Annotated in this window: 16 protein-coding genes; all 16 read left to right on the top strand. The window is 45.3% G+C overall.

Annotation, left to right across the window (positions count from 1 at the left end; all coding sequences use genetic code 11):
* Positions 1–8 precede the first annotated feature (8 nt).
* Entirely contained in the window at positions 9–1313 is a 1305-nt protein-coding gene (locus HED67_RS07065) for a nitrogenase component 1 (protein WP_221717863.1), read from the top strand.
* The gene (locus HED67_RS07060; protein ID WP_221717862.1) at positions 1310–2353 is read left to right on the top strand and encodes a nitrogenase component 1; all 1044 of its coding nucleotides are present in this window, start codon (positions 1310–1312) and stop codon (positions 2351–2353) included. Before HED67_RS07065 ends, HED67_RS07060 begins: the two co-directional genes overlap by 4 nt.
* Positions 2353–4734, top strand: coding sequence for a carbamoyltransferase HypF (hypF, locus tag HED67_RS07055; protein WP_221717861.1), 2382 nt, complete (start codon positions 2353–2355; stop codon positions 4732–4734). The genes HED67_RS07060 and hypF overlap by 1 nt, the downstream gene beginning before the upstream one ends.
* Positions 4735–5209: 475 nt before the next feature.
* On the top strand, positions 5210–5419 hold the full coding sequence (locus HED67_RS07050) for a HypC/HybG/HupF family hydrogenase formation chaperone (RefSeq protein WP_117541686.1): 210 nt from the start codon (positions 5210–5212) through the stop codon (positions 5417–5419).
* On the top strand, positions 5419–6462 hold the full coding sequence (gene hypD, locus HED67_RS07045) for a hydrogenase formation protein HypD (RefSeq protein ID WP_221717860.1): 1044 nt from the start codon (positions 5419–5421) through the stop codon (positions 6460–6462). The genes HED67_RS07050 and hypD overlap by 1 nt, the downstream gene beginning before the upstream one ends.
* A 204-nt stretch (positions 6463–6666) precedes the next feature.
* Positions 6667–7674, top strand: coding sequence for a hydrogenase expression/formation protein HypE (hypE, locus tag HED67_RS07040; RefSeq protein ID WP_015514835.1), 1008 nt, complete (start codon positions 6667–6669; stop codon positions 7672–7674).
* 95 nt (positions 7675–7769) lie between these two features.
* On the top strand, positions 7770–8030 hold the full coding sequence (locus HED67_RS07035) for a TM1266 family iron-only hydrogenase system putative regulator (protein ID WP_178440478.1): 261 nt from the start codon (positions 7770–7772) through the stop codon (positions 8028–8030).
* A 54-nt stretch (positions 8031–8084) separates the two neighbouring features.
* The gene (locus HED67_RS07030) at positions 8085–8846 is read left to right on the top strand and encodes a nitrogenase iron protein NifH (protein WP_221717859.1); all 762 of its coding nucleotides are present in this window, start codon (positions 8085–8087) and stop codon (positions 8844–8846) included.
* A 14-nt stretch (positions 8847–8860) separates the two neighbouring features.
* Positions 8861–10201 (top strand): nitrogenase component 1, encoded by a 1341-nt coding sequence (locus tag HED67_RS07025; RefSeq protein ID WP_221717858.1) that lies wholly within the window; start codon positions 8861–8863, stop codon positions 10199–10201.
* On the top strand, positions 10198–11511 hold the full coding sequence (locus HED67_RS07020; RefSeq protein ID WP_221717882.1) for a nitrogenase component 1: 1314 nt from the start codon (positions 10198–10200) through the stop codon (positions 11509–11511). Before HED67_RS07025 ends, HED67_RS07020 begins: the two co-directional genes overlap by 4 nt.
* Before the next feature lie 18 nt (positions 11512–11529).
* Entirely contained in the window at positions 11530–12744 is a 1215-nt protein-coding gene (gene hydF / locus HED67_RS07015; protein WP_221717857.1) for a [FeFe] hydrogenase H-cluster maturation GTPase HydF, read from the top strand.
* Positions 12745–13070: 326 nt separating this feature from the next.
* The gene (locus HED67_RS07010) at positions 13071–13835 is read left to right on the top strand and encodes a hypothetical protein (protein ID WP_221717856.1); all 765 of its coding nucleotides are present in this window, start codon (positions 13071–13073) and stop codon (positions 13833–13835) included.
* A gap of 109 nt (positions 13836–13944) precedes the next feature.
* Complete coding sequence (locus HED67_RS07005) at positions 13945–15108, top strand: RHS repeat domain-containing protein (RefSeq protein ID WP_221717855.1); 1164 nt, start codon at positions 13945–13947, stop codon at positions 15106–15108.
* Positions 15109–15132: 24 nt separating this feature from the next.
* Positions 15133–15675, top strand: coding sequence for a hypothetical protein (locus HED67_RS07000; RefSeq protein WP_221717854.1), 543 nt, complete (start codon positions 15133–15135; stop codon positions 15673–15675).
* Positions 15676–15937: 262 nt separating this feature from the next.
* Positions 15938–16075, top strand: coding sequence for a hypothetical protein (locus tag HED67_RS06995; RefSeq protein ID WP_221717853.1), 138 nt, complete (start codon positions 15938–15940; stop codon positions 16073–16075).
* Between the two features lie 10 nt (positions 16076–16085).
* A partial coding sequence (locus HED67_RS06990) for a hypothetical protein (RefSeq protein ID WP_221717852.1) occupies positions 16086–16300 on the top strand: 215 nt, incomplete at its 3' end.

The raw sequence follows: 16300 nt of genomic DNA, 5'->3' as shown, positions 1-16300 counted from the left end.
AATTTGTTATGATGCAGGATGCATTTTTTTGTACAGTCGGTGAGCTGGCGGCAATGGGAAGAGAGAATATCCCGCCGCAGTTTATTTCCGGTGCACATTTAATATACAGTTCTCCAGCTACGCTGGCCTTTAACTCACCGGGGGCGGAAGGTTTTGGTGTCAAGCGTGCAGGGCTGGCAATCCCGGATTCTATTATGCTGATCGTGGCACCGGGATGCTGCGGGAGAAATACATCATTGATCAGTTCCATGAGAGAATATGATCAGCGATTCTTTTATCTGATGATGGATGAGACGGATATTGTTACGGGGCGTCATTTGAAGAAGATACCGAAAGCAGTGAAAGAGATCTGTGACAGCCTGGAGAAGAAGCCGTCAGTTGTGATGATCTGCATTACCTGTGTGGATGCGCTTTTGGGAACAGACATGGAGAGAGTCTGTCGAAAAGCCGAGGAGGCGGCAGGTCTTCCTGTGAGACCATGTTATATGTATGCGTTGACCCGTGAAGGCAGAAAACCGCCGATGGTACATGTTCGTCAGTCATTGTATTCTCTGCTTGAACCGCGTAAGAAAAGGGGAAATGTAGTGAATCTGCTGGGCTTTTTTTCACCCATTGTGGATGATTGTGAGCTATATGATCTGTTGCATCAGGCAGGCGTGAAGACCATTCATGAGATTTCTGCATGCAGGGATTATGAGGAATATCAGACCATGTCGGAAGCTAATTTCAATCTGGTGCTGCATCCGGAGGCGAGATTTGCGGCGGAAGATTTTCATGACAGGTTGAAGATTCCTTTTATCGAATTGACCCGATTGTATCAGATTGACAAGATCGGCAGCCAGTACAGAGCTTTCGGCAAGGTGCTGGGTGTGACTTTTGATGATCAGGCAGCGGCAGAAAGCGCACAGAAGGCAGTGGATGCCTTTAAGGCGCAGTATCCGGAGACTGCATTCGCGGTTGGGGAATGTATGAACGGCGATGCTTTCGAACTTTCCCTGGCATTAGTACGATACGGATTTAAGGTGCCTGAGATTTACGGCACCATCACCGCTGAGAACTTTATTTATATCAAGCAGCTGGCGGCTTTAAGCCCTGAGACGAGAGTGTATTCCAACATGGAACCGACCATGCTGTATTATGATGGTGAAAATTCAGGTGTGAATATGGCCATTGGCAAGGATGCGGCCTATTATCATCAGAATTGCCCGAATGTCATGTGGAATCAGGACAGGCAACCTTATGGCTATGCAGGGGTTCGCAGATTGTTTGAGGCTTTGACAGAAGCAGAGAATAGATGGGAGGAACAGCCATGAAGGGATTAAGAAAATATCTAACACCTTTTGCACCGGATCAGTCGGGGGCTGTCTCCGTTTTGTATGAACTGGGTGGTATTCTCGTGATCTGTGATGCGGGAGGCTGTGTCGGCAATGTCTGTGGATTTGATGAACCAAGATGGTTCTCAAGGAAAAGTGCTATTTTCAGTGCCGGGCTGAGAGATATGGATGCCATTCTCGGAAGGGATGACCGGTTGGTAGCAAAGCTCACATCGGCAGTTGAGAAACTGGATGTATCTTTTGCAGCGATCATCGGTACGCCGGTGCCGGCGGTGATCGGCACGGATTACAAGGCACTGGGCCGTATGACGGAGAAGAAGACAGGACTTCCGGTGCTGACCATTGATACGAATGGCATGGATTTATATGATAGAGGTCAGGAAAAGGCCTGGCTGGCACTTTTTAAGAAGTTTGCGGTGGATGAGATGCCTGTGGAAAAGGGCAGAGTCGGCATTATCGGTGCAACACCGCAGGATCTGAGTGATTTATCCGCAGGTGATAGATTACGGCAGATATTTGCAGCCGATGGTAAAAAGGCTGTTTGCTATGGCATGGGTGATGGCCTAGATGCGGTGAAGCAGGCAGCTTCCGCGGAATATAACCTGGTTGTTTCACCATCTGCCCTAGAAACGGCCAAATATCTTCAAAAACAGTTCGGAACACCGTATGTTGTCGGTTATCCTTTGGTGAAGACCATGCTGCCGGAAGCTGATTATACAGGCAAAAAGGTATTAATTGTGCATCAGCAGGTGATGGCGAATGCACTTCGTGAGGAATTAAAGATGCGTGGGGCATCAGAAGTGAAGGTCTGCAGCTGGTTTGATATGAAACCGGAACTTCGCGAAGAAGATGATGTTTATCTGAAGGAAGAAGATGATTTCACAGAACTGGCAGCGGACAGCAAGTGGGATGTGGTCATTGCGGATGACTGTATGAAATCGATGCTTCCGAAGTTTGATGGACAGTTCATCGGTATCCGGCATTTTGCTGTTTCAGGCAAATTAGGAGGCGCATGCTGATGAATCAGACAGAGACAAGAAAGATTCGTGTTTACGGCATTGTGCAGGGCGTTGGGTTTCGTCCGACAGTGAGTCGGCATGCGGTTAAAAATGACATTCACGGAAGCGTCTGCAACAAAGGGCCTTATGTGGAGATTTTTGCACAGGGGACGAAAGCACAGGTAGATGGCTTCCTTGAGGATTTGGAGAAACGACCGCCGAAGCGTGCGGCTATTTTGAAGATAAATGTTGAACATCTTGATAATAACCCTGAATTCGATGGGTTTGAGATTATAGAAAGTGAAAAGACAAAGGGAGAAATCTTTGTTTCACCGGATATTGCCATTTGTGATGAATGCAAAGAGGAGTTGTATGATCCGAACAACAGACGCTATCTGCATCCTTTTATCAATTGTACCTGCTGCGGGCCGAGGCTGACGATCCTGGATGCGCTGCCTTATGACAGAGAACGGACCAGCATGAAGGAATTTCCGATGTGTCCGGAATGTGCGGAGGAATACAACAATCCGGAGTCGAGACGATTCGATGCCCAGCCGGTGTGCTGCAATGACTGCGGGCCGGAGGTTTATCTGATCGGCCGTGACGAAAGAGGCCGTGAAGCGATCACCTATACGAGAAAAGTGATCGCCTCGGGCGGAATTGCGGCGATTAAGGGAATAGGTGGTTTTCATCTCTGCTGTGATGCCACCAATGAGACAGCGGTTGCGAGACTTCGTGAATTGAAGCGCCGGCCGATGAAACCATTTGCCATTATGGTGCGAAATATGTCGGCAGTTCGGAAGGAATGTCAGGTGACTGAGGTACAGGAGGAAGTCCTGGACGGCCATCAGAAGCCGATTTTGCTGTTGGAGCGGTTGGACAAAGCTGACAGTCAGATCTGTCCGTCTGTGGCGCCGGGCAATCCGAAAATCGGTGTGATGCTGCCGTATGCGCCGGTACAGCTGTTGATTTTTGATTATGATGATGGCATTCAGATGCCGGATTATCTGGTGATGACCAGCGGCAACACATCAGGAGCGCCGATTTGCAGAGATGACAATGATGCAATCGCTGAATTATCTCATCTGTGTGATTGCATGTTGTCTCACAATCGCAAGATCAGGATCCGTGCTGATGATTCGGTAATGGATTATTACAAGGATGAACCTTATATGATCCGGCGCTCCAGAGGTTATGCACCTCTGCCGGTGATGGTGTCGGCACCTTGGAAAGGGCAGGTTCTGGCCGTGGGCGGAGAACTGAAGAACAGCTTCTGCATCGGCGTGGACGGAAGATTCTATCTGTCGCCGTATGTGGGAGATTTGGAAGATCTGCGAACGGTGAATGCATTGAGAGAGACCATTGGACGTCTGGAGACGCTGCTTGAAGTGGAACCGCCGGTGGTGGTCAGTGATATGCATCCAAGATATAATTCAACCATGATCGCGGAAGAATCGGGATTGCCGGTGATCAAAGTGCAGCATCATTATGCGCATATTTTATCCTGCATGGCCGAGAATGACTGTCAGGAACCGGTTATCGGAGTTTCCTTTGACGGAACCGGTTATGGCATGGACGGCACCATCTGGGGCGGCGAAATCCTTCTGGCAGATTATAAGGCATTTCAGCGGTTTGGATGTATTACACCATTCCTTCAGATCGGCGGTGATGCATCCTCCAGGGAAGGATGGCGAATTGCCGTTTCAATGCTGTACGGACAGATGAAAGACCGTGCAGCAGCCATGACAATGATTGAGAAACTGAATCTGTGCAGTGCGCAGGATGCCAAAGTTCAGATGGCCATGGCTGACAGGAAGATCAATGCGGTGATGTCCACCAGTGTCGGAAGATTATTCGACGGTGTCAGTGCCATTTTGGGAATCCGGAAAGCTTCGACATTTGAAGGCGAGGCATCCATGGCATTGGAATTTGCAGCGGAAGCGTATGAGAAAAAACATCAAAACGCGGTTGATCTTCAGCATGCGATGGATGAGATGCGGAAGCAATTTCCGTTAGCCGCATGCATAGATAATAAGGAATCGGAATCCATAGAAATAAATAAGCCGGAACAGGTGAAGGCAGTCCTGAACACAGGTGCTTTGGTGAAAACCATTGCGGAAGCCAGACTTGCAGGCGCAGATACAGAAAAACTGGCCTATTTCTTCCATTGGATACTTGCAGAAGAAATAATAGCGGCCTGTCTAAAAGCCAGAAAAGAAAGCGGACGGGGTACAGCAGCATTAAGCGGCGGTGTCTTCCAAAATCAGCTGTTATTGAAAATGGTGGATGAAGGACTTCAGAAAGAGGGCTTTAAAGTATTGAGACATCGCCTGGTACCGCCAAACGACGGCGGCATTGCACTTGGTCAGGCAGTCTACGCTATGGGGTCTTTGAAAAGCTGATTGAATGAGAATTATAGATGAAAACAACGGACACCCGTCCGAAACGTTTTCATTTACAAAATCATCAATACAGCTTGAACAGAAGAAAATAGACGGCTGTTATCATAGATTTGTGATAAACGCAGAAAAATATTAAGCAGCATAGCTATGACAAAGCCCGGGCCAAGGACAATGCCGAATAGGAAAGAGAAAGTTTTCGGGTCATAAATTAAGAAACTAATAGAATAGATAGATTGAGATTCCTGTGAACCGGGTATTTGCGAAGCGATTTTCTTGGAGAAACATATAAAATTAACAGATTCACGGCAGGTGCTTCTGGCACGACCGGTACTTAGACGGTGTTTTTTACCGTCTTATGTACCGTTGTCAGTGACAGGCAGCGAGAGCGTGCCTGCAGTGATCTGATAATTTTATATGTTGTCTAAAAATATATTTGCAAATACCGGTCGATAGTGAAGCGAAAGGAGTTTTGAGTATGTGTGTAGGTTTATCAGCGAAAGTTGTTAAAATTAATGATGGTGTTGCAATTATTGATGCGGGCGGTGCTAAACGTGAGATTTCTTCCCAGCTGATTGAAGATCTGGAGCCGGGAGATTATGTCATGGTTCATGCCGGTGTGGCCATTGCCAAGATTACGGATGAGGATGACAGTGAAACAGATCAGGTGCTGGAGGATTTATTCTGATGAGTGAAGAGAAGAAGAAAACGGCGAGAGAGATAATAGAAGGCTATGACGGACCGCCTGTGAGGATTATGGAGGTGTGCGGTACCCATACTCATGAGATTTTCAGACTGGGTATCCGAAAGCTCCTGCCGAAACAGGTAGAATTGATTTCAGGACCGGGATGTCCGGTTTGTGTCACACAGGTGGGCTTCATTGATGAGGCCGTTTATCTGGCCTTGGAATGCGGTGTGACAATCTGTACATTTGGTGACCTGGTCCGTGTGCCTGGAACGGAGATGAGTCTTGCCGGTGCGAGAGAAAAGGGTGCAAAAGTACGAATTGTGTATTCCCCGGTGGATGCAGAGCAGTACGCTAAGGATCATCCGGAAGAGCAGGTTGTTTTTCTGGCTGTTGGTTTTGAGACAACGACACCGGCCAGCTGTCTGGCTGTAAGAAAGGCATCGGAGGATGGATTGACGAACTTCGCGCTGTTGGTGGCCAATAAGACGATGCCGGGTGCTTATGCAGCACTGAAAGGCAGTGCGGATGTTTTCCTTTATCCGGGACATGTCAATGCCATTACAGGTACGGAATTGTGTGAATCACTGGTGGATGAAGGCGTCAGCGGTGTTGTGGCAGGTTTTACAGCCAAAGAATTACTGACAGCATTGGCGGTGGCCCTGGTTAAATTCCAGGAGGGCAAACCGTTTTTTGTCAATGCTTATCCGAGAGTGGTGACACGGGAAGGCAGCCGAGAGGCACAGAAGCTGGTGGCAGATATGATGGAGAATTGTGATACAGAATGGCGCGGACTGGGCATTATTCCGAATTCAGGCCTGTGTCTGAAAAAAGAATGGGAAGCCTACGATGCGAGAAAGAAGTTCCATGTGCCTGAGATGAAAGGACGAAGCAATCCGGCCTGTCGATGCGGGGATGTTCTTCAGGGTAAATGCAAGCCGTCGGACTGCAAGGTATTTGGCAAAGGCTGTACGCCTCAGCATCCGATTGGTGCCTGTATGGTATCCAATGAAGGGGCCTGTTCCGCTTACTATCAGTACAGCTAAAATAAAAAATATTATAACTGTTCAGAGCCAACTTCCAAAATGCTACGCATTTCGTCGGTGTGGCGTATCCGCCAAATAAAATTTCAAAAACAGTCTTAAAAATGCAAGCATTTTATACCTGTTTTTTGAAATTTTGCTTGGCTCTGAACAGTTACAAAATTCTATGACATACATATGAGAATCATGCAAAAGGAGACATTTCTGATGAATAATAAAACAGTTACAATGGCTCACGGTGCCGGCGGCAAGCAGACATCTGAACTGATTGATGAAGTATTTAAAGCACATTTTTCAAATCCGGATCTGACAGCGGATGACGCTGCTGTTCTTCCGGCTCCAAAAGGAAAGATTGCCATGTCAACAGATGGTTTTATTGTATCGCCGGCCTTTTTCCCTGGCGGCAATATCGGCAAATTATCCATCTGTGGTACGGTGAATGATCTGGCATGTATGGGTGCAAAACCGTTATATCTTTCCTGTGCCTTTGTTATTGAAGAAGGTTTTCCGATGGAGAAACTGGAAGAGATCGCAGGTGCGATGGAGAAAACAGCCAAAGAGGCCGGTGTCCGCATTGTATCCGGTGATACGAAGGTTGCCGGAAAAGGTCAGGTGGACGGTGTCTTTATTACGACAACAGGTGTTGGAGAAATTCTTGATGGTGTCAGCACATCCGGCGACTATGCCAAACCGGGAGATGCTATTATTGTAACAGGTGATATCGGCCGACATGGATGTACGATACTGCTGGCAAGAGAAGATTTCGGCATCGATGCAGATGTAACCAGTGACTGTGCACCATTGTGGCCTACAGTCGAATCTGTATTAAATGCCACAAAAGATGTCCATGTGATCCGTGATGCCACAAGAGGCGGCGTTGGTACAGTTCTTTATGAAATCGCAGGACAGAGCAAGGTTGGCATTCGTTTGAATGCAGCGGATGTGCCGGTGGCACCGGAAGTCAAGGGTGTCTGCGGCATGCTTGGTCTTGAACCGCTTTATCTGGCATGTGAAGGCCGTCTGGTGATCATGGCGCCTAAGTCAGAAGCAGAAAAGATTGTCGAAGTACTGAGACAGTGTCCATATTCAAAGGATGCGGCCATTATTGGTGAAGTTACGGAGGAACAGCCGGGACATGTAGTGATGACAACAGAGATTGGTACACAGGCGCTGCTGCCTCAGCCGGGCGGTGAGCTGCTTCCGAGAATCTGCTAACAGTCACTGATCGGCGAGTGATTGAAAATTCGGACGGAGGGTCAGATTTTTGATCTGGTCATAGCCGACTAAATGGAGTCAATATGGAGAAAAAAATGGAAACGAGAGTGGCAGTCATTGCGATTATTATAGAAGATGGCAGTGCGGCACAGGAAGTGAATGAACTTTTACACGGTGCAGCCAAATATATTATCGGACGCATGGGAATCCCTTATCGTGACAAAGGGATCAGTATTATCAGCATTGCAATCGATGCGCCGCAGGATATCATCAGTACGTTGTCCGGCAAAATCGGCCGGCTGAAAGGCGTATCCGTCAAAACGGCGTATTCCAATGTTGTTTCAAAAGAGAATTAGAACCGTAGTTTATACAAAAGTTTTAAACAGCGCAATGAAAGCGGAGAAGATAGAATGATTAAGATTGCTGTATATGGAAAAGGCGGTATCGGCAAATCAACCACTGTTTCGAATGTGGCTGCCGCATTAGCGGAAAAAGGGCTGAAAGTTATGCAGATCGGCTGTGACCCGAAGGCGGATTCAACCATGCAGCTGAGACATGGTGAAGCCGTACCGACTGTACTGGAGCTGGTGAATCAGCGCAAAAATGATTTTGAATTAGAAGATATGGTTCGCATCGGATTCGGCGGCGTCGTCTGTGTGGAAGCAGGTGGCCCGACACCGGGGATGGGCTGTGCCGGACGCGGTATTATCACGGCACTGGAGAAGCTGAAGGAAAAGGGAGCCTATGAGGTTTATCAGCCGGATGTTGTGCTTTATGATGTTCTTGGGGATGTTGTCTGCGGCGGCTTTACCATGCCGATGCGAAAAGGCTATGCGGATAAAGTATTTATCGTTACTTCAGGGGAAAATATGTCTATCCATGCTGCGGCCAATATTGCCATGGCCATCGACAACTTCAAAAACAGAGGCTATGCATCTCTGGGAGGCTTGATCCTTAATCGCAGAAACGTTAAGCGTGAAGACGAAAAAGTGGCGGAACTGGCACATGATTTTAAGACATCTGTAGTGGGTACTTTATCCCGCAGTGAACAGGTACTTCTGGCGGAGGAGCAGCAGCAGATCCTTCTGGAGGCTTTTCCTGACAGTGAAATGGCAGATGAGTACAGGAAACTGGCGGAGCAGATACTGGCTGTGTGTGAAGAGAGAGAATAGAAGGAGGCCGTTTTATGTTGAAAAGACTGGGTGAAACAGTTGATCCAAAGGGAGCGGCGACTGCCATCAAAGATGCGGAATTTCCGGCGCCATTTGCATCGGAACTGGAATTTAATTCGCCGGTACATGGAACATGGAATATCGTTCACACCGGCATGCAGGTGCCGGGGGCCCATCAGATCTACGTCTGTGCCGATAACTGTATGCGTGGTGTTGTTTTAACAGCGGCAGAGATGAATGAGGCGGAACGTTTTTCCTTTGTTATCCTCAAGGAAGAGCATTTGCTGAACGGCAATCTGGAAGATATTACCATCGAAGGTGTGGCGGATGTGATCGAGAGATTGGAACAAAAGCCGAAAGCGGTTTTTCTGTTTACAGTTTGTCTGCATCATTTCCTGGGCAGCGATCTTGAGAGAATCTACGATGAACTGGGAAAACGATTTCCTGAAATCTGTTTTGTCAGATGTTTTATGGATCCGATCATGCGAAAGAGTGGTCTGACACCGGATCAAAAGCTGCGTTTGTCCATGTATGATCCTTTGAAGAAAGGAACAGTAACAGAAGAAGGGCAGCGAAGAATATCTATCCTAGGCAGCGATTTTGCACTGGACGAGACATCAGATCTCAAGAGATTGCTCAGATGTAATGATTATCGGATTAAAGAGTCCCCGGTTTGTGAGTCCTGGGAAGATTATCTTTCTCTGTCAGACTGCCGGATGATGCTGAACTGTTATCCGTCAGGAAAAGCCGGTACGGAATGGGCGGCAGAGAGACTGGGGCGGCCATTTATGTATATGCCTTCCTGTTTTGATTATGATGAGATCATCGGGCAGCTGGAAGCATTATCAGAGTCAATGGAGCTTCTGGGTGTTCTGGATTATGAAGGTGAAAAAGAGAGCTGTGAAGCAGCACTTCATGAGGCACTTCTGGAAGTTGGAGACTGGCCGATCGCCATAGACGGGACGTTTCATCCGAGACCTATGGGATTGGCAAGACTTTTGATTTCCCATGGCTTTTATGTAGAACGGATTTATCTGGATGCCATCAGCCCTGAGGAGGAAAATGATTTCAAATGGCTTCAGCAGCATGCGCCTGAGTTGATGTTGCTTGCAACTGTGCAGGTGAAAATGCGTGTCCTTCCGAGAAAAACGGAGCGGGAGATGCTGGCATTGGGGCAGAAAGCGGCCTGGTTTACAGGCAGCAGACATTTTGTCAACATGGTACAGGGTGCGGGCTTGTATGGCTTTGACGGAATCCGGCGTCTGGCACATCTGATGGTTGAGGCAGCCCGTGAAGAAAAAGAGACACCGGATCTTGTGATCCGCAAAGGATGGGGGTGCGAAAGTTGCATATGAGACAGGCATATCGAATAATACCGATTTATACAGCCGATGTATCCGGCGTCTGTTCAGCCCTTTATGAATTGGGCGGTATGACAGTGATGCACGATCCTTCGGGATGCAATTCGACGTATAATACCCATGATGAGATCAGATGGTATGATGAGGACAGTCTGATCTTTATCTCAGGTTTGACAGAAATCGATGCGATCATGGGAAATGATGAGAAGTTTATCCATGATATCGAAGAAGCGGCATCCGAATTGAAACCACGCTTTATTGCCCTGGCCAGTTCGCCGATCCCCTATATGAACGGCACGGATTTTCCGGCCATTGCAGAGGTAACAGAGCAGGATACGGGTATTCCGACCTTTGCAGTGCCTACAAACGGCATGCATGATTATGTGCATGGGGCAGGTATGGCTTTGGAAGCCATTGCAGAACATTTTGTAAATGAAGATAGGTGTGAGGGGTTCTATCCGGCTGATTGCAGGAATGACAAGGCTGAAGCAGGAATTGAAAATGAAAGGGATCATCGCCGGGTGAATCTGCTGGGGGTTACGCCGCTGGATTTCGGGCCTCTTGATCATGCAGAAACGATGAAGCATAGTCTGGAGCAATACGGCTGGCAGATCAACAGCATGTGGGCCATGGGAGATTCTTTGGACCAGCTGTCGAAATCTGCAGATGCAGCAGTGAATGTGGTTGTTTCATCTGTGGGGCTTCGGGCAGCCAAAGTATTGCAGAGAAAATTCGGTACACCTTATGTGGTTGGAGCACCGGTTGGCCGTTTCACGGAGAAATTGTCAGAAGCAATGGAAGCGGCCGTCAGCAGTGCAAAGGGCTTTGCAGCGTCAGAGATAGAAAAAAATGCGCAGACGAGACATTTGTCCGAAACAGAAGCAGCACAGGAGCCTGCGGACAATGTTGTTTATGCAGCCTGCAGAAAGGTGTCAGAGAATCTTCAAGATGCCAATAAGGCTGAGGAGAATACAAGACACCAGGCGGAGATTACGTTGATCGGTGAACCGGTGACAATGGGATCTCTGGCGGCAGCCATTGAACTTCAGTATGGCAGATCCGTTCGTGTATTGTGTCCGCTGGAAGAAACAGAAGGATTGCTGGCTCCAGGAGATGAAGCTGTCTGCGGTGAAGAGATGATGGAAGAAAAGCTGAAGGATGCAGGAATCATTGCGGCGGACCCGCTGTATCGGCCGATCTGCCCAAAGGATGCGCAGTTCTATGAATTGCCGCATATTGCTTTTTCGGGAAGAATCTATTTGAAGAAAATAAAGCAGATGCCGGGATTTGCCGACCTCATTTGAGTTTAAGGAGGACAAGAGATGGGACTGAATGAAACACCGTCAGGTGAACGTGTACATATAGGCTTTTTTGGACGAAGAAATGCGGGGAAATCCAGCCTGGTCAATACTGTGACAGGACAGGAACTGGCTGTTGTATCCGATACAAGGGGAACCACAACAGACCCTGTCAGCAAGGCAATGGAATTGCTTCCAATCGGACCGGTTGTCATCATAGATACTCCGGGTTTTGATGATGAAGGCGCACTTGGCGAATTGAGGATCCGAAAGACCAGGCAGATTTTGAATAAATCCGATGTGGCTGTGCTGGTGGCGGATTGTACAGAGGGGCTGAAAGACTGCGACAGAGAATTGATCGAGATTTTTCGACAGAAGGAGATTCCATGGCTGCTTGTCTGGAATAAATGCGATTTGAGGCCGGAACACCCGGAAGCCAAAGAAAATGAAATTTATGTCAGTGCCACAGAGAAGATAGAGATTGAAGCATTAAAAGAGAAGATTGCAGCCATCGGCAAGACAGAAGAAAACAAACTGATGCTGGTGGGTGATCTGATGCATCCGGGAGATATGGCTGTTCTTGTTATTCCAATAGACAAGGCGGCACCGAAGGGACGTCTGATCCTGCCTCAGCAGCAGGTTATCAGGGATATTCTGGAGGCGGAAGGCGCAGCTGTCTGTGTCAAGGAATATGAATTGAGGGAGACTTTGGAGAAATTCAAAGAACCGCCGGCCATTGTTATCACGGATAGTCAGGTTTTTGCAAAGGTATCTGCGGATGTACCGGAAACCATTCCGCTGACATCTTTTTCTATTTTGATGGCCAGACATAAGGGGCTTCTGGATACAGCTGTCCGAGGGATTGCCGCAGTGGAGAATCTGAAGGACGGAGATACGGTACTGATCGCAGAGGGCTGCACCCATCATCGTCAGTGTGATGATATCGGCAGTGTCAAGATTCCGAGATGGTTGAAGAATTATACAGGCAAAAAGCTGAATATTGAGCTGTGTTCCGGCAGAGAATTTCCGGAAGATCTGTCGAAATATGCACTGATTATTCATTGCGGAGGCTGTATGCTGAATGAGCGCGAGGTCCGCTATCGGATGAAATGTGCTGTTGATCAGGATGTGCCGATCACTAACTACGGCATCGCCATTGCCTATATGCAGGGCATCCTGAAAAGGTCTGTCAGTATGTTTCCATATCTGGCCGAGGAATTGCAGGAAAGTGAAAAATAAAATAGTATACTTGTATAAGAACTTTGATTTATGATTATGAAAAAAATGGAAAAAAATATACGGAACGAGTAGATATATATGATAGAAGATATGCGTAAGTCTTTAATGATCGTAAAAGTTGTAGGAGAGAGGTTAAAGAATAAGGAATACTGTCTAGATGAAGGGACTAGCCCTAAGATTTGCTGAGGAGAATAAATTAAACGAAAAAGTGGCATATTCTGTCAAAAAGCCTCCTGTGTTAAAATGAGAATAGTATCACAAACTAGTTTCAAAGCATAGGAGGCGGAGCTAATGGAACAATAAAAATTTATCCATACGTGATGGAAATGCCAGTACAAACATGTGGAAATGATAGTTGGGGAATATGTGTAGACCACGTATATTTAAGTGTGGCAATACCACTACTAAAGCTGAGTATATTAAAATTTATGATGTATTTAAAAGAAAAAATTGATATGATTATAAAACCAAACAAAACGGAAGTAAAAGGAATAATAATTGTAGGGATAATAACAGTTACCGCATTGTGGTTAATGATGATTCCAGGAGATAAAGTGGAGTCATCATATAAAATATTATTGGCTATTATAGACATTGCATTAGGCTTTGCTTTTTTGGTAAAAGCAATACATAGTGGTGGAACGGTTTCACTTAATGAGGAAGGATGTTGTATTTCCTGGTGTAAAAATATAATTAAAAGAGAATATACATGGGAGCAGCTGCAAACGAAACGTATTGTGTATATGAAAAAAGAGTATGAGCTATATGACAGAAAGTCAAGAAAAGGTGTGGTTTTTTCTCCGTCTATTATTAAGAAAAATTCGAGTTGGAATAATCCGTTTACAGAACATATCGGTTATTCTGGGGGGATTGGGCAAGGAGATCTCCTTATAGAAGAATTAATTCATTTTTTTAGACCATTAAATATAATATATATTTTTTTTGATGAGGAAGACAAAGAAAATGATGAAAAAGACATTTATTATTTAACGGTAAACGAAAAAAATTTTATGGAGAAGATGGCGGAATGGCATGTTGAATTGGAGGATAACAAACCAGAGGAGATTCCGCCTTGGAAGGAGAAAATCTAAAATGTTTTTATGCCCCGTTTCTTAGCGGGGTACATATTTACGGAGTTAAAAATAAACCTAAAATAAATTCAAGGCTGAAATCGAGAAGCCATTTGATAAACTGGGTCGTTTGTCATCTATTAAGAGAAATGGCAGCAAGTGCACAACAGCCTATACTTATGATGCATCCGGCATCCGAACATCTAAGATAGTGAACGACGTGAAAACGGAATACCTGACAGCAGGCGGCAGTATCCTGGCAAAGAAGAAGAACGGCGTATGGCAGCATTACCTGTATGACGGCAGCGGCCAGCTGATGGCCATCCGATATAAGGGCGCGGATTACTATTATATCCGGGATGGTCTGATGTGCATCACAGGACTGGTTGACGCCAATGGCGGGGCTGTAGTAAACTACAGGTATGACAGCTGGGGTAAACTGATCAGCATCACAGGCAGCATGGCAGATACACTTGGTAAGGATAATCCTTACAGATATAAGGGCTACTACTATGATGATGAGACAGGGATGTATTATCTGAAGAGTCGTTATTATCAGCCGGAGATTTGCAGGTTTATCAGTGCAGATGATGAAGATGTGTTGATAGATACTCATGCGAATCTGTCTAATAAAAATTTGTATTTATATTGTGATAATAATCCGATTATAAAGGTTGATGAAGAAGGTCAAATTGCTACATGGCTAGTCAGTGCAGCGCTTGGGGCAGCTGTTAATGTGGCAGCCTCCTTTATCATTGCACGGGCAATGGGACAAGAATTTGGTGTCAAGGATGTCGCAGTTGCAGCTGTGCTTGGTGCAGTAGGTGGTATATGTGGTGGTTATAGGGATTGGCGAAAATACATTGGAGCAGCCGCAAATGGTATTTATGTAGGGGCAGTAGCTTATCGGAGTGGTGCGAATTTGGGCGCATCATTAGTAAGCGGTGGTATAGCAGCACTTTTTTCAGCGTCAGGGATTGGAGATTTAGCTTCACTTCCTTTAGTTGATGAAGGGAAGATAGTGGCAGGGAATGTTCTTGCTACTGGTAGTATTGATTTAGTAGTTAATACAGGATACACAGGTATGTCTTCTGCGATAAGTACAGCTGCATCATCTAGCCATAAAAGTACTATTTTTTCAAGGAATAGAAATAGTAAAAAGAATAATTATATGAGAAATATGAGGCCAAGAAAAGTATTTGACAAGTGGATACGAAAAGGAGGACATATTTATCATGTTTGGAAATATTTATATCATGGAAAATTATATACTAGATGGGAAAAGTTACGATAAAATATAAAGATTGAGGTACATGTTGTGGATGAGAAAAAAGACAGCTTGGTTGTAAAACCATATAAAGATGATGTAGTTTCAAGTATAGCAATAGGGATTTTGTGTATACTAATGGGAATTATATTTCCTGATGACGGTATGTACATGTTTTGGTTTTCAATTGCACTTGTGATATTTCGTGCGTGCTCGGTGGCTAATGAAATATTGATATTGAGTAAGGATGGAGTGATTGTAAAAAGGGGGAAGAGAATAAAAAATTATGACTGGAATGATTTTAATACTAAACGTGTTAATCATTATAATGGATATCGCAATTATAAAAAGGCAGTTATTTTATCGAGATTTAAGTATATACAGGGACAAGGTATATCGCCGGGGATTTATCAATTTATTAATCCGTATTTGCTACTTGCGATACCCGTTGGAAAAAAGTCCATTAAACCTGAAGCGGATGGAAGTTTTGTTGGCCGGGTAGACGAAGCTGTCTTGGCAGAAAAATTAAGAGAATGGAATGTAGAAACATCAGGAGATGAATTGAAAACACCACCTTGGAGAGAGAATTTTTAATATAAATTAAAAGCAGGGATGACAAAAGAGACAATAGACTCTGTGACCAATGAAAGGTAAACGGTAGAACCTAAGTACCTTGAAAAATAGTATGGCTGCAGAAGCAGCCTGATATTTTTCAAGGTACTTAGGTTCTACCGTTTACAACATAGTCACAACAAATATTTAGGATATAAAATCATATCATATACGGCTTATACAGTTACTAAAAAGGTTTCTGAAAAAATCGAAAGGTGGGAAGCAAAACATAAGAGATTCAGGGGTGGCAAATTTATCTGATAAGGAAGTATCTAGAAGAGCAAGGGATAAGTCATTATCTCCGAAAGAAAGGCAACGTTATAAAAAGGGAGAAAAGGCTAGGGAGTTGCGCAATAAACAAAAAAGAAAAAGCCATTATTAATAAGGTGAAAATGAGATTTAAAAATATTAGAGAAAAGATAACGTTTATTGATAGTTTGGAAAATATGGATAATGAATCGGTAAAAAAAAATATAAGTATTCTTTCGATGCTTGCAAGTGACAAAAATATAGATGTCAGGTTAACATTAGCAAGACAATTGGTACTTTTTGATAGCGATGAAATAGAAGAAATTTTATATGGAATGCTGTTTGATCAAAATAGACT

It is taken from the genome of Pseudocoprococcus catus (genome assembly GCF_019734885.1).
Taxonomy (GTDB): domain Bacteria; phylum Bacillota; class Clostridia; order Lachnospirales; family Lachnospiraceae; genus Coprococcus_A; species Coprococcus_A catus.
The sequence above is the reverse complement of the archived record's forward strand: the minus strand, read 5'-3'. Positions and strand labels throughout refer to the sequence as shown.

Coding starts and splice junctions, on each gene's coding strand:
- HED67_RS07065 (WP_221717863.1), top strand. CDS start 9: ATGATGCAGGATGCATTTTTTTGTACAGTCGGTGAGCTGGCGGCAATG.
- HED67_RS07060 (WP_221717862.1), top strand. CDS start 1,310: ATGAAGGGATTAAGAAAATATCTAACACCTTTTGCACCGGATCAGTCG.
- hypF (WP_221717861.1), top strand. CDS start 2,353: ATGAATCAGACAGAGACAAGAAAGATTCGTGTTTACGGCATTGTGCAG.
- HED67_RS07050 (WP_117541686.1), top strand. CDS start 5,210: ATGTGTGTAGGTTTATCAGCGAAAGTTGTTAAAATTAATGATGGTGTT.
- hypD (WP_221717860.1), top strand. CDS start 5,419: ATGAGTGAAGAGAAGAAGAAAACGGCGAGAGAGATAATAGAAGGCTAT.
- hypE (WP_015514835.1), top strand. CDS start 6,667: ATGAATAATAAAACAGTTACAATGGCTCACGGTGCCGGCGGCAAGCAG.
- HED67_RS07035 (WP_178440478.1), top strand. CDS start 7,770: ATGGAAACGAGAGTGGCAGTCATTGCGATTATTATAGAAGATGGCAGT.
- HED67_RS07030 (WP_221717859.1), top strand. CDS start 8,085: ATGATTAAGATTGCTGTATATGGAAAAGGCGGTATCGGCAAATCAACC.
- HED67_RS07025 (WP_221717858.1), top strand. CDS start 8,861: ATGTTGAAAAGACTGGGTGAAACAGTTGATCCAAAGGGAGCGGCGACT.
- HED67_RS07020 (WP_221717882.1), top strand. CDS start 10,198: ATGAGACAGGCATATCGAATAATACCGATTTATACAGCCGATGTATCC.
- hydF (WP_221717857.1), top strand. CDS start 11,530: ATGGGACTGAATGAAACACCGTCAGGTGAACGTGTACATATAGGCTTT.
- HED67_RS07010 (WP_221717856.1), top strand. CDS start 13,071: ATGCCAGTACAAACATGTGGAAATGATAGTTGGGGAATATGTGTAGAC.